13 protein-coding genes and 1 pseudogene are annotated in these 11,230 nt (G+C 37.0%); 1 reads left to right on the forward strand and 13 read right to left on the reverse strand.

Annotation, left to right across the window (positions count from 1 at the left end; all coding sequences use genetic code 11):
- Positions 1–19: 19 nt before the first annotated feature.
- The 10 genes from sdaAA to G7059_RS09035 form a co-directional block, all read right to left on the reverse strand.
- A complete protein-coding gene (gene sdaAA, locus G7059_RS08990; RefSeq protein WP_166081760.1) occupies positions 20–892 on the reverse strand; it encodes an L-serine ammonia-lyase, iron-sulfur-dependent, subunit alpha in 873 nt (290 codons plus the stop codon).
- Between the two features lie 10 nt (positions 893–902).
- Positions 903–1,577 (reverse strand): L-serine ammonia-lyase, iron-sulfur-dependent subunit beta, encoded by a 675-nt coding sequence (gene sdaAB / locus G7059_RS08995; RefSeq protein WP_166081761.1) that lies wholly within the window; start codon positions 1,575–1,577, stop codon positions 903–905.
- Positions 1,574–2,155, reverse strand: coding sequence for a phosphoribosyltransferase family protein (locus G7059_RS09000; protein ID WP_166081762.1), 582 nt, complete (start codon positions 2,153–2,155; stop codon positions 1,574–1,576). Before G7059_RS09000 ends, sdaAB begins: the two co-directional genes overlap by 4 nt.
- 122 nt (positions 2,156–2,277) lie before the next feature.
- A complete protein-coding gene (gene eno / locus G7059_RS09005) occupies positions 2,278–3,573 on the reverse strand; it encodes a phosphopyruvate hydratase (protein ID WP_166081763.1) in 1,296 nt (431 codons plus the stop codon).
- A gap of 29 nt (positions 3,574–3,602) precedes the next feature.
- Positions 3,603–4,346 carry a triose-phosphate isomerase gene (tpiA, locus tag G7059_RS09010; RefSeq protein WP_166081764.1) on the reverse strand — a complete coding sequence of 248 codons (744 nt, stop codon included), beginning with the start codon at positions 4,344–4,346 and terminating at the stop codon, positions 3,603–3,605.
- A 2-nt stretch (positions 4,347–4,348) separates the two neighbouring features.
- The gene (gene pgk / locus G7059_RS09015) at positions 4,349–5,548 is read right to left on the reverse strand and encodes a phosphoglycerate kinase (RefSeq protein ID WP_166081765.1); all 1,200 of its coding nucleotides are present in this window, start codon (positions 5,546–5,548) and stop codon (positions 4,349–4,351) included.
- A 168-nt stretch (positions 5,549–5,716) separates the two neighbouring features.
- Positions 5,717–5,908 carry a copper chaperone gene (locus tag G7059_RS09020; RefSeq protein ID WP_166081766.1) on the reverse strand — a complete coding sequence of 64 codons (192 nt, stop codon included), beginning with the start codon at positions 5,906–5,908 and terminating at the stop codon, positions 5,717–5,719.
- A gap of 90 nt (positions 5,909–5,998) precedes the next feature.
- Entirely contained in the window at positions 5,999–7,393 is a 1,395-nt protein-coding gene (locus G7059_RS09025) for an aminotransferase class V-fold PLP-dependent enzyme (protein ID WP_166081767.1), read from the reverse strand.
- Between the two features lie 83 nt (positions 7,394–7,476).
- Entirely contained in the window at positions 7,477–8,013 is a 537-nt protein-coding gene (locus tag G7059_RS09030) for a ClbS/DfsB family four-helix bundle protein (protein WP_166081768.1), read from the reverse strand.
- 54 nt (positions 8,014–8,067) lie between these two features.
- Positions 8,068–8,655 carry a YafY family protein gene (locus tag G7059_RS09035; RefSeq protein WP_166081770.1) on the reverse strand — a complete coding sequence of 196 codons (588 nt, stop codon included), beginning with the start codon at positions 8,653–8,655 and terminating at the stop codon, positions 8,068–8,070.
- A gap of 87 nt (positions 8,656–8,742) precedes the next feature.
- On the opposite strand from G7059_RS09035, the pseudogene G7059_RS09040 reads away from it, so the two are divergent.
- A pseudogene (locus G7059_RS09040) lies at positions 8,743–9,714 on the forward strand (DDE-type integrase/transposase/recombinase).
- On the opposite strand, the gene G7059_RS09045 reads toward G7059_RS09040, so the two are convergent.
- The 3 genes from G7059_RS09045 to G7059_RS09055 all read right to left on the reverse strand — a co-directional run bounded on the left by G7059_RS09045 (position 9,709) and on the right by G7059_RS09055 (position 11,156).
- Positions 9,709–10,233 carry a GNAT family N-acetyltransferase gene (locus tag G7059_RS09045; protein ID WP_205700206.1) on the reverse strand — a complete coding sequence of 175 codons (525 nt, stop codon included), beginning with the start codon at positions 10,231–10,233 and terminating at the stop codon, positions 9,709–9,711. The pseudogene G7059_RS09040 and the gene G7059_RS09045 overlap by 6 nt on opposite strands.
- A gap of 72 nt (positions 10,234–10,305) precedes the next feature.
- Positions 10,306–10,638 carry a YafY family protein gene (locus G7059_RS09050; protein ID WP_166081772.1) on the reverse strand — a complete coding sequence of 111 codons (333 nt, stop codon included), beginning with the start codon at positions 10,636–10,638 and terminating at the stop codon, positions 10,306–10,308.
- A 104-nt stretch (positions 10,639–10,742) separates the two neighbouring features.
- Complete coding sequence (locus tag G7059_RS09055) at positions 10,743–11,156, reverse strand: SAP domain-containing protein (RefSeq protein ID WP_166081773.1); 414 nt, start codon at positions 11,154–11,156, stop codon at positions 10,743–10,745.
- Between the last annotated feature and the right edge of the window lie 74 nt (positions 11,157–11,230).

The following is an 11,230-nucleotide window of genomic DNA, read 5'->3' on the forward strand; positions in this document are numbered from 1 at the left end:
GAGACTCCGTAAGGGATCTCTATTTTTTTCCAAATATTTTCTCTGCGTATACCTTACCAGTTTCAGTCATTGCTAATCCACCAAGTCCTGTTTCTCTTAAACTTGAAGGCATGGCATTTCCTACTTGATACATTGCTTCTACAACTTCATCAGCCGGTATTAGGCTTTGAATACCAGCTAAGGCCATATCAGCGGATACAAGTGCTTGGCTTGCTCCTAAGGCATTACGTTTAACACAAGGTACTTCGACCAATCCTGCAACTGGATCACAGACAAGTCCTAACATATTCTTAATCGTCATTGCAAAGGCATGTCCTGCTTGTTGTGGACTTCCACCCAATACTGCTACAGTTGCTGCACTTGCCATGGCAGCAGCACTTCCTACCTCAGCTTGACATCCACCGGTAGCACCAGCAATAGAGGCATTATTAGCCACTACAAGACCAAATCCACCAGCTACGAATAAGAAGTCTACCTGTTGGTCATCTGTTAAATCATAGGCATCTACTAGGCTCTTAAGAACACCTGGTACAACACCCGCACTCCCTGCAGTCGGTGTCGCACAAATACGTCCCATTGCTGCATTGACTTCATTGGTTGCAATCGCATTCTGTACTGCATTCAAGATTAAACCACCACACAAGGTCTCACCTTTTTCAAGGTAATCATGCATTCTCTTCGCATCGTTTCCAGTAAGTCCTGTTTTTGAATGAACACCAGCTATACCTCGTGTGATTGATTGCATCATTACATCTCGTTGTTTCAACATAATGTTGCGCATTTCTTCATGACTCATCCCGTGATCAGCCATCTCTTCATTCATAATAGAGACAGCAAGACTTTGGGTATTGTTTTCAGCATCTTCGATTAAATCTTTAATTGTTAGAAACATACTCTACCCCCTACTTCCCAATGTAGATAACATCATGAATGTTATCCAATTGTTTTAAGATACCCAGTGATGCTTTACAGTCATCTTCATCAACTTCAATAACCATATACGCATCTTGACCACGTTTTGCTCGATCAACTTTCATGGAGCTGATATTGAAGCAAAGTTCACTTAATATTGAAGATACTTTAGCAATCATACCGGGTCTATCATTATGGAAGATTAGGATTGTTGGTTTCATACCATCAATTTCGACATCGATATCATTAATTTTCTTAATCTTTATATTTCCGCCACCAATGGATGCTCCTATGACTGTCATACTAGTATCACCATCGCGCATGACTATTTTTACAGTATTAGGGTGGTCAGCAGGTTCATTAAGAAGTGGAATAAATCTAAAATCACAACCGTTATCAACAGCAATTAAAAGTGATTCATGCAATCGATCATCATCTGGTTTCATTCCTAGAAGTCCTCCAGCTAATGCAACATCGGTACCATGTCCTTGGTAAGTCTCAGCAAAGGATTCATACAAGTAGAAGTTTGCAGTCTGTGGTGTTTTACCAAACAATTGATACGCTACATTACCAATACGAGCAGCTCCTGCTGTATGAGAACTGCTTGGTCCAATCATAACTGGACCTATAATATCAAATACTGATTTATAATCTTTTTTACTCATTTTACTTCCCCCACAAATTGTATATCTTGAGTATCTGGATCCATCGATTCAATTGTCGCTTGAATGTACAATGGAACATTAAAAGACTCAACAATCTTCAAGCCTTTTTGAAATCCTTTAGCAATGCAAATACCAACACCTACAAGCTCACTATTCGCCTTATTCACAAGTTTTCCAACTGCTTCAACTACACTACCATTAGCGAGGAAATCATCAATAAGGATCACTCGTTTGCCTTCAAGGAACTGTTTCTTACATGTCAAATAGTACGAACTGTTCTTTGTGAAGGAGTATCCTTCTACCTGTACAAATTCATCTGCTTTTATACTATCTTCTTTTTTTATTATTACCAGCGGTTTATTCGATGCATAACTAGCGAATACTGCTGGCGCAATCCCAGAGGTCTCCACAGTCACAAAAGCATCAAAATCAATAGTGTGAAACGCCTTCGCAAAGTCCTTCCCTATCTCAGACATAAGTAAGGCATCAACTTGACCATTTAAGAATAAACTAACATCCAATTTATCACTACTTATTACTTTAGCATCACGCTTTAATCTCTCTTCTAATAATTCCACAAACACACCCCATCTCTTATCTTATTCTACACTATTTAAGCATGTTTTTGTATGCTTCAAGGGTGTTTCACGGATAAAAAAACTCAACACCGAAGTGTTGAGTAAATACGTTATTCAATCAATTATTTTTTGATGTTGAAGAATGTTTTAGCACCTGAGTATTTAGCTGCTGTTCCTAATTCTTCTTCAATACGGATTAATTGGTTGTATTTTGCAAGACGGTCTGTACGTGACATTGAACCTGTCTTAATTTGACCTGCATTGAATGCTACAGCGATGTCAGCGATTGTTGAATCTTCTGTTTCGCCTGAACGGTGTGATACAACTGATGTATATCCTGCACGTTTAGCCATTTCCATTGCGTCAAATGTTTCTGTTAAAGTACCGATTTGGTTAACTTTAATTAAGATTGAGTTTGCAATTCCTTTTTCGATACCTTCAGCTAAGATTGCTGGGTTTGTAACGAATAAGTCATCACCAACTAATTGAACACGGTCTCCAAGACGTTCTGTTAGACGTTTCCATCCATCCCAGTCACGTTCTCCAAGTCCATCTTCAATTGAAACAACTGGATATTTGTCTACGAATGATTCGTATAGGTCGATCATTTGGTCTGAAGTTAATACTTCTCCGCCTGATTTACTTAATACGTATACACCTTTTTCTTTATCAAAGAATTCTGAAGCAGCAACGTCCATTGCAAGAACGATGTCTGTTCCTGGTACATAACCTGCACGTTTGATAGCTTCAACGATTACTTCTAATGGTTCTTCGTTTGATGCTAAGTTAGGTGCAAATCCACCTTCGTCTCCAACAGCTGTAACATGTCCTTTTTCTTTAAGAACTGCTTTAAGTGCGTGGAATACTTCTGCTCCCATACGGATAGCTTCTGTTACGTTTGGTGCACTGATTGGCATAATCATGAATTCTTGGAAATCTACTGATGAGTCAGCGTGTGATCCACCGTTGATAACGTTCATCATTGGAACTGGAAGTTCTTTACCGTTAAATCCACCAAGGTATTGGTATAATGGCATTCCGTAGAAATCAGCAGCAGCAATAGCTGCAGCCATTGAAACACCTAAGATAGCGTTAGCACCGAATTTTGACTTGTCTTTTGTACCGTCTAATTCGATCATTGTTTGGTCAATTAAGTTTTGGTCTGTTACGTCAAATCCGATTAATGCTTCAGCAATAATGTCGTTAACGTTAGCAACAGCTTTTAAAACACCTTTACCTAAGTAACGTGATTTATCACCGTCACGAAGCTCTAAAGCTTCACGTTCACCTGTTGATGCACCTGATGGTACCATTGCGCGTCCGAATGCACCTGATTCTGTAGCTACTTCTACTTCAATTGTTGGGTTACCACGTGAGTCTAAAACTTCACGAGCATGAATATCAATAATATATGGCATTTTTTGTCCTCCTATACCTTTATTATGACTTACTTAATTGCATCAATGATTGCTTTGAATGAATCTACTTCTAATGAAGCTCCACCAATCAATGCACCATCAATGTCTTCTTGACTCATGTATTCTGCAATGTTATCAGGTTTTACTGATCCACCGTATTGTACACGAACTTTACTTGCAACATCGTCTCCGAATAAGTTGTGAACTTCATCACGTACTAAAGCACATGTGTTTTGTGCAATTTCAACTGTTGCGCTCTTACCTGTTCCAATAGCCCATACTGGTTCATAAGCGATAACTAAGTTTGCAACATCTTTTGCATCAAGTCCACTTAAGCATCCAGCAACTTGTTTACGAACTACTGTTTCTGTTTTGTCTGCTTCAAATTCAAATAATGTTTCTCCAACACAAACGATTGGTGTAATTCCAGCTGCGATTGATGCTGCTGCTTTTTTATTTACTTCTTCGTCTGTTTCATTGAAGTATTGACGACGTTCTGAGTGTCCAAGAACAACCCATTTAACACCGATTTCTTGTAACATTTCTACTGAAACTTCACCTGTGTAAGCACCGTTTGCTGCCCAGTGAACGTTTTCTGCAGCAACATGTAAGTTTTTAGCTGCATTAACTGATGTTTGTAATGCTGTAAAAGGAACAGCAACTCCAAAATCAGCTTTGTCTGTAACTGCTGCATCAACACCGTCAAAGAAGACTTGTGCTTGTGCATTTGTTTTATTCATTTTCCAGTTACCGAAAATAATAGGTTTTCTCATAATTACTTATCCTGAATTACCGCAATACCTGGTAATTCTTTTCCTTCCATAAACTCAAGACTTGCTCCACCACCTGTTGAGATGTGTGAGATTTTGTCTTTAAATCCTAATTGAATTGCTGCAGCAGCTGAATCGCCACCACCAATTACAGTTAGTGCTCCTGGAAGTTCTGTAATTGCGATACAGATTGCTAAAGTACCTTTAGCAAATGCATCAAATTCAAAGACACCCATTGGTCCGTTCCAAACTACTGTTTGTGCACCTTGTAATTCTTTTGTAAAGAGTTCAATTGATTTAGGTCCAATGTCGAGGCCCATCATGTCTGCAGGAATTCCATCAGCTGGAACTACTACTGGTTCTGCATCTGCAGAGAATTCACTTGCAACAACTGTATCAACTGGAAGAACCAACTTGTCCCCTGCTTTTTCCATAATTGCTTTCGCAACATCGATACGGTCCATTTCAACAAGTGATGTACCAATTTCACGACCCATTGCTTTGTAGAATGTATAAGCCATTCCGCCACCAACAATAACTTTGTCAGCAACATCTAATAAGTTTTCGATAACATTAATTTTATCGCTAACTTTAGCTCCACCTAAAATTGCAACGAATGGACGTTTTGGTGAGTAAATCGCTTCTGATAAGAATTTTACTTCTTTTTCAACTAAGAATCCTAATGCTGAAGGTAATTGACTTGCAATTCCAACTGTTGAAGCATGTGCACGGTGTACTGAACCGAATGCATCTTCTACAAAGAGATCGCCAAGTCCTGCCCAATATGTTGCAAGACCTTCGTCATTTTTTGATTCCCCAGCTTCATAGCGTGTATTTTGCATTAATACAACATTTCCACCTTCAAGTGCAGCAACTGCATCTTCAAGTTCTTTACCACGTGTTACAGGTACAAATGTTACCTCAACACCAGGTAAGTATTCCTGCAGTCTAACAGCTACAGGAGCCATGTTGTTTTTAGCTTTATCCGCTTCTGTTTTCTCAGCATCCTTATGATTTACTTTTCCCAAGTGTGACATAAGAATAACTTTAGCGTTATTTTCTACCAAATATTTGATTGTTGGCAATGCACCCACGATACGGTTATCATCTGTAATGACGCCATCTTTTAATGGAACATTAAAGTCTACACGTACAATGACACGTTTGCCAGCTACATCCAAATCTGTGACAGTTCTTTTTGTCATATTTGCCTCCTTATATACCGTAATAATTATAACAAAGTTAAACCCCATAAACAATGAAATTTCCAGCTCTAGTCAATGTTTTCACAAAAGCATCTTGATATTGTCAAGAAACTTAACAACTTTGCTAAGTGATAGCGATTTCATAACTTGTTTATAAAAAACAAAAGGTTATCGAATACGATAACCCGCTTGTTGGATTGCTTGTTTAGCAGTATAAACTGCATCATTTGAACCTTCTACAGTAACACTTTCTGTTGCTAGGCTAATAAAAACATTAAGACGTGTATTCAATAATTCTTCTTCTATACGAACTTTGTCTTCTTCTGTTTTAAGTCCTTCCACGAAAATAATATGTTTCATACTTCACCTCTGTCATTATTGTACATGAATATTTTTGAAAATACAGTGATAAGAGTGTTAATCACCCAATCTTACATAATATAAAAATTACTAAGCAATAAGTGATTGCATTCTCTTATTTAATTCGCTCATTGTAAGTTCTAAATCTTCAACAGTTACATCCGGCGATATAGTACAAATACGTACAACTTTGCGACCATGGATTTCCGTAGTAAGTACTGTTGCGATTCCATCATTTGTAATGGAGTTACAGATACTGGAGTGGAATTTATCCATTTGTTCATCAGAGAATCGTGAATCACGGTATGCAAAGGTAAGCATTCCTAAACTTGCATGTGTTACGATTTCCCAATTCTTTGTATTCAGTACAATTGATTCCATCTTCTTTGCCATACCAACACTGTAGTCAATGTTCTTCGCAAAGGTATCGGTACCTAAGACTTGCATTGTAAGCCACAACTTAACTCCTAGTGCGGAGCGTGATAACTCAGGACCTAAATCCCATGATTGGACTTGTCCCGAAGCGGCATCCTTAAGATACGATGGATTATCACTAAAACTATTGAGAAGTGTTTGTTGGTTCTTAACGAGTGCAACGGCACAAGTATATGTTTGATATAGCCATTTGTGGGCATCCCAAATGACACTATCCGCTTCTTCAATACCTTTTAGAAGACGCTTGTTCGTATCACTTGCTAGGATTGAAGCTCCAAACGCTCCATCTACGTGAAACCATAAATTATGTTTCTTGCAAATACGTGATAAATCTTCCAATGGATCAATAGTTCCTGCATTGGTTGTACCTGAAGTAGCAATAGCTACAAAAGGAATTAGTCCTGATTTCTTATCTTCTTGCACTAATGCATCTAAGGATTCAGGAATCATTCGCATATTCTCATCAGTTTCTACTTTACGAATTCGTGTATCAGGAATACCAATCATTCTTAATGCTTTATTAACACTGTGATGTGCTTGTTCTGAAACATATGCAACACCTTTATGAATTTCATCAATCGGTAATTTATCGTTTCGTGCAGCAATGATACATGTAAGGTTAGCTAGAGAGCCTCCTGACACAAAGACACCGCCTGAACTTTCGCCATAACCTACGCGACCACAAAACCATCGGATTAATTCTTGATGAATTTGCGCTACTATCGGAGCAGAAAACCATCCAGCTGCATTGGGATTGTATAAAGTCGTGATGATATCGCCAAGTTTTGATACATCACTTACAGGAGAAGGCACAAAGGCTAAACTACGTGGGTGTTCGCCATCAATTCGGTATGGGAACACATCATCATGAAGCACATTCACCATTTCCTCTAAATTTCTTCCAGCTTTAGGTATTGATAGTTCTTTTATGAATTCATAGTTTTCTGTTGTTGCAGGTATGTAGGTCTTTGGACTATCATTGCTTTCAAGTCTATCGTAATAGTCATTGATCGCATCAATCATTGTTTGTCTCATTGTATTGTTTTTCATTCAATTTACCCCCAAGTCATCTTATTATAACACAAGCATTTGTTTCTCATAAATCAATCACCGGGAACAGTCTTGAATAATATCTATCTTTGATTTTTAATATGAACTTTTATCTTCTTGAGTGCCCATTCGTAGTGGCTTGAAGTCGCACTGACACAATAGGAACCCAAAGTACTTCCACCAACCCATTTGAAAGCACCTTTAGAAAAAAGTTCGTCATTTGAAAACTCTTCGATTAGATTCATCACTTTATGATGAGACCCTTCAAACAGTTTTAATGACTCCTCTAAACTGGTATTCTCATGTTTTCTAACGAACGTACGATTCATTTCCCCATAAGTCTTCCAATTATAAGGCTCTGGTATAAACGTCCTTTGAATACCTTTTTGATTTGACTCTACCCACTCTAGGAGCAGTTGATGCCACTCGTATAGATGAATGATTACATCTTTTAGATTTTTATCCCTTTGCCAATGGGCCTCCTTGCGCTCTGGTCCTTTACTGAAATCAAAAGGCATAATCTGTACTGAATGATCCATTGATTGGATTAGATCTATTAGTTTCGTATAACTCTCTTCCGATGCATTTATTAAATCTGACTTTGTTTGTGGTCTTGCCATACGCGACCTCCTTAATATATCTCCATTATAACAAGCTTAATATGACACCATATGTCATATAATAGAATTTTGTAGATTCATTATCGTTTTCTTATAACGATCTTTGATCTGTTTCGGTTCTATATCCAAAAGATCAGTTCCAAGAGACATCAAGAATGAAATAACCCATGCATCATCAGGAAGCTGTACCCTTAAACGGTACTTTCCATCCTCTTCTTTTGAAATGTATTCTTCCTCAAACTCATCGTATAAATGAAAGGCACTTGTTTCTTTCACGAGTAGCTTTAGTTCAACGAGATTAGCAACATTAGTTTGTGCACCCTCACTATCTGAGATACTATAACTTTCATTAAAGCTTGTTCCAGAATGTCTAAGATTTAAAATTCTTGATATCCTATAAGTTCTTAGTGCATTATCCTTAACACTATGGGCGATTAGATACCAGTCTCTGGATTTATATTTCAATTGAACAGGATGCACACACTTCTGACTCTGCTTTGAACTAGAACTAATATAGTCAAAACATAGTTCTTTAGACTCTAGTATCGCATTTTTTATGAGTGTGAATTTCGATGAATCTTTTGAACTTCCCCATCTTGAAAAATCGACATCAAGCCAATCAATCGCTTGCTTATTAAACAAACTCGATAACTTCTCTAAGAGCACATCTTCTCTACTGTAGCGTTACAATTGATGTGAGACCATAATGAAGTTAAGGAGTTGATAGTTATGTCAAAACTTCACCATACACAACGATACTTACCTCATGAAGTAATTACTCGATTTCATGCTTGTAAACTTTATGATACAAGAAGGTATAGTGTTTCTTTCGTCTGTAGACGTTATAAGGTATCTAAGGCTTCTTTAATGCGCTGGATGAACCGTTATGATGGCTCTAAAGAATCTTTGATGGATAAATCTCATATACCACTTTCTAAACACCCAAACTCTCATACAGACGCAGAAATCAAATGGATTAATAATTACTTAAGGCGCAACCCAAACATATCTATGATTGAACTTTACACCAAATTACGTATTAATCGTGGTTATTCGAGAAACCCAGCTTCATTATTTCGTTTTCTTAGAAAACAGGGTTACTATAAGAAAGAAAAGCCAAAGAAGAAACCCTATAAACCACAACCATATGACACTCCTACTAAATTAGGTGTTAAGTGGCAAGTTGACGTTAAGTATGTACCATCAGAATGTAAGGCGCCAACTTTGCCTCACGATAAGAAGTTTTTTCAGTATCCAGCGATTGATGAAGCTTCAAGAGAACGCTTCTTATTCTACTATGACGAACAAACTGCTTACAACTCTGTTGACTTCATTAAACGAGCAATTAGCTATTTTAAATACCAACCTCAGATAATTCAAAGTGATAATGGTAACGAGTTCACATACATTATGAAGACTGATAAGGTGCATCCAGTAGATCAACTATGCAACTCCCTTGAGATAACTCATTAACTAATCCGCCCAAGAACACCTCGACACAATGGTAAGGTGGAAAGAAGTCATCGTAACGATAATGAGCGCTTTTATAGATTTCTTAAGTTTTATTCTCTTGATGATTTAAGATACCAAGGAAAACTTTATCTAAAACGTGCAAATAATACTGCAATGACTGTTTTAGGTTATATTACTCCAAATGAAAAAAGAAAAATTCTATCTAAAAGCAATCAAATGAGTCTATAAATTAATCCAGTATCTTCTTGTCATTTCGTTTTCCACAAAACTGATTTTTTCTAGAATTCCACCGTTTGCTTCAATTGCTTTTGCTGAGGGAACATTTTCATCGTTACATGTTATTAATACTTTGGCTATCCCCATTTCCTTACAAATATCTAAGGTTAGCTTAAGTTGTTCTTTGCCGTATCCCTTTCCTCTCTCAGAACCTCTTACACTATAACCAATATGTCCTCCAAAATTAAAAAGATATTCTGTGTCTAAGCTATGACGAATGTTTACTATACCTACCATTTTTTTGTCTTTCTTTCGAATTGTCAATAATGTTGTAGCTGGAAGTCTGCCCTCAGGAACAGTGTCAAAATGCTCGTAACTTCTAATTTTTTTAATCCATTCTTCTATATTTTCAAATTTCTCGAGACCGCTTGCTCCAATAATTGGGGTTTTACCATTATTTTTTATGTGTTCATCACGATAGTTTTCTATTTCAGAAATATATTCTTCACTAGGTTTAATAAGAATAATCATTAACATCGCCTCCTTTTGTCTTAATTATAACTTTTTAATAATAGTTATTCACTAAAACGAATTAAATCATCATTAATGAGGTCTCACATCATTGACAAGTCTACACTTCTCTAAGAGCACATCTTCTCTACCTGTTATTGTCTTAAATCCATACAGTAAATCGAGCAAACTTCCTTGCTCACTATCATTTAAATAATTACGGTCAATGACATAATTACTATCGAGAGAAATTCCTCCATTTTTTCCTTTTGTACTAAGTATCGGAACATTTGAGAGAATTAATGAATCAACATCTCGATAAATTGTTCTTGGCGAAACTTCCAGTTCATCAGACAATGTTTGAGCACTTGTTTTTCCATTTAAATATATATATTGAATTAATCTAAAAAGTCTCTCTTGCTTCATAAGTCATACCACCTTGTATTCATTATAATCGAAACACATCAAAAAAAAACCGACCTCCTATCTTTATATTAAGACAGAGAAATCGGTTCATTATTTTATTCTATTTACATTTTCTTTGGTCCGTGACGTTTAATAATTTCAGGATACTTATCAAGCAATGCTTTTCCTTCATCTGTAATAACGTAGAGACGAGTTGGAATCATTTGAGCTAAAGTCTCTTCTGATATATTTTCACGCACTCTTTGTACGATATCTTCACGCTTTCCTGTGACTGGATAACCTTTGTCTTTAAGGATACGTTTTAATATAGGAACACTGATGACACCCAGCACTTCATACATCGAAGCATCGCGAATCAATTCCTTTTCATGAAGTAGTTTGAAACTCTCAACAGTATCAACACCGTATCGATATTCAAAATATTGAGGCAACTCCATTTCATTGGTTATATTCCCAAAGTTAATACGCCATAACAACACCATATCACCAGGTAATAAGCCTTCTTCAATTCGAATCATATCTTTCTTTTCAATATATCCGTAAGGGAACTTCTCAGGTGTTTTCTCCCATGCTTCTAAGTCACGATCACTTG

The sequence above is a fragment of the Erysipelothrix sp. HDW6A genome (genome assembly GCF_011400295.1).
GTDB lineage: Bacteria > Bacillota_I > Bacilli_A > Erysipelotrichales > Erysipelotrichaceae > Erysipelothrix.

Coding starts and splice junctions, on each gene's coding strand:
- sdaAA (WP_166081760.1), bottom strand. CDS start 892: ATGTTTCTAACAATTAAAGATTTAATCGAAGATGCTGAAAACAATACC.
- sdaAB (WP_166081761.1), bottom strand. CDS start 1,577: ATGAGTAAAAAAGATTATAAATCAGTATTTGATATTATAGGTCCAGTT.
- eno (WP_166081763.1), bottom strand. CDS start 3,573: ATGCCATATATTATTGATATTCATGCTCGTGAAGTTTTAGACTCACGT.
- tpiA (WP_166081764.1), bottom strand. CDS start 4,346: ATGAGAAAACCTATTATTTTCGGTAACTGGAAAATGAATAAAACAAAT.
- pgk (WP_166081765.1), bottom strand. CDS start 5,548: ATGACAAAAAGAACTGTCACAGATTTGGATGTAGCTGGCAAACGTGTC.
- G7059_RS09020 (WP_166081766.1), bottom strand. CDS start 5,908: ATGAAACATATTATTTTCGTGGAAGGACTTAAAACAGAAGAAGACAAA.
- G7059_RS09025 (WP_166081767.1), bottom strand. CDS start 7,393: ATGAAAAACAATACAATGAGACAAACAATGATTGATGCGATCAATGAC.
- G7059_RS09030 (WP_166081768.1), bottom strand. CDS start 8,013: ATGGCAAGACCACAAACAAAGTCAGATTTAATAAATGCATCGGAAGAG.
- G7059_RS09045 (WP_205700206.1), bottom strand. CDS start 10,233: ATGATTATTCTTATTAAACCTAGTGAAGAATATATTTCTGAAATAGAA.
- G7059_RS09050 (WP_166081772.1), bottom strand. CDS start 10,638: ATGAAGCAAGAGAGACTTTTTAGATTAATTCAATATATATATTTAAAT.
- G7059_RS09055 (WP_166081773.1), bottom strand. CDS start 11,156: ATGATTCGAATTGAAGAAGGCTTATTACCTGGTGATATGGTGTTGTTA.